The sequence below is a fragment of the Gemmiger formicilis genome, assembly GCF_016901605.1.
Taxonomy (GTDB): domain Bacteria; phylum Bacillota; class Clostridia; order Oscillospirales; family Ruminococcaceae; genus Gemmiger; species Gemmiger formicilis_B.
Genome location: NZ_JACJKP010000304.1, coordinates 1 through 1638 on the forward strand (window position 1 = coordinate 1; position 1638 = coordinate 1638).

General features: G+C 58.2%; 3 protein-coding genes. All 3 read right to left on the bottom strand.

All coding sequences use genetic code 11. From position 1 onward, the window contains the following. On the bottom strand, nucleotides 1–694 hold a 694-nt coding region (locus H6B10_RS14415; protein ID WP_204652234.1), incomplete at its 3' end, for an SDR family NAD(P)-dependent oxidoreductase. 185 nt (nucleotides 695–879) lie between these two features. Further along, on the bottom strand, nucleotides 880–1350 hold the full coding sequence (locus H6B10_RS14420) for a peptidylprolyl isomerase (RefSeq protein WP_204652235.1): 471 nt from the start codon (nucleotides 1348–1350) through the stop codon (nucleotides 880–882). After that, nucleotides 1347–1638, bottom strand: a 292-nt coding sequence (locus tag H6B10_RS14425; RefSeq protein WP_204652236.1) for a hypothetical protein, incomplete at its 5' end; no start/stop codon positions are given. The genes H6B10_RS14425 and H6B10_RS14420, both read right to left, overlap by 4 nt.

Consider the following 1638-nt stretch of genomic DNA (forward strand, 5'->3'; position numbering starts at 1 on the left):
CGCAGTCTGCAATGGTCATAAAGCCGTTGGCGGTGTCCTTCACGTAGTTGAAGTCACGGGTGGGGGTCAGGCTGCCCAGCTTGATCTCGGTCTGACCGGCCAGCAGCTGGGTAATGATGGTGGGAATGATGGCCCGGCCGCTCTGGCGGGGGCCGTAGGTATTGAAGGGCCGCACGATGGTGACCGGCAGATCAAAGCTGCGGTAGAAGCTTTCGGCCAGACGGTCAGCGCCGATCTTGGTGGCCGAATAGGGGCTCTGGCCCTGGTAGGGGTGCTTTTCGTCGATGGGCACATACTGGGCGGTGCCGTAGACCTCGCTGGTAGAAGTGACCAGCACGCGCTGGGTATCCAGTTCCCGGGCGGCGTTAAGCACGTTCAACGTGCCCTTGATGTTGGTGTCCACATAGCTGTCGGGGCTGTGGTAAGAGAAGGGAATGGCAATGAGCGCCGCCAGATGGAACACCCGCTCCTGCCCGCGCATGGCGGTGCGCACGCCGTTGGGGTCGCGCACGTCGCCCATGAATACATCGATCTCATTGCGGATCTCCGGGGGCAGGGTGTCGATCCAGCCCAGAGAGCCAAAGGAATTGTACAAGCAGAATGCACGGACCTTTTCGCCGCGCTTGACCAGTTCTTCCGTCAGATGGCTGCCAATAAAGCCGTCCGCGCCGGTGACCATTACGGTATGTGCCATTGTTTGCTCCTTTTTTTATAAAGTGGGCCAAGGCCCGAAATTACACTATGATTACAAAATAGTATAACCGATTTGCGGGATTTTTTCAACCGTATTTGCAAAAGCGCCCAGGATGCAAAAACCGCCGCCCTTGCGGGCGGCGGCAGATTACAGACGGCCGCTTTGTGCGGCGGGGTCTGTTTCCATCAGATAATTTCCACTTTTTCCATGACCACGGGGGTACGGGGCTTGTCGTTCCAGTCGGTTTCGACGGCAGCGATCTCATCCACCACGTCCATGCCGCTGACTACCTTGCCAAAGGCTGCGTAATCGCCATCCAGATGGGGGGCATCCTGGTGCATGATGAAGAACTGGCTACCGGCGGAGTTGGGGTCCATGGCACGGGCCATGCTGATGACGCCGCGGGTGTGCTTGAGGTCATTGGCCACACCGTTGCGGGCAAACTCGCCCTTGATGTGCCAGCCCGGGCCGCCGGTGCCGTTGCCCAGGGGGCAGCCGCCCTGAATCATGAAGCCGGGAATGACACGGTGGAAGGTCAGGCCGTTATAGAAGCCCTGCTTCACCAGCTTTTCAAAGTTTTCGCAGGTGATGGGCGCAACCGCCGGGTTCAGTTCAATGTCGATGGTCTTGCCGTTCTGCATGGTAATACGGATCATAATGCATTCTCCTTTGTATCATTTTCCTGTACCGGTTGGGCCGCCGGATTGCTTTGGGCGGTGGGCTGGCCCTGGGTGTAACTCATACTGCCGATGGCGCGGCAGAACTCCTCATCGGAGTATTTTTTCAGCCAGAAAAGCAGGGCTGCGCCCATGAATTCCTCGCTGCGGCGCTTGGCCTTGGGCAAAAGTCCGAACAGTCCGCCCTCCTGGATTTGCCCGTTGAAGGGATTGGTCCAGCTATCGGGCAGTTTTTCGGACAATTTGCGGGGTGAAACATGCCCCGTA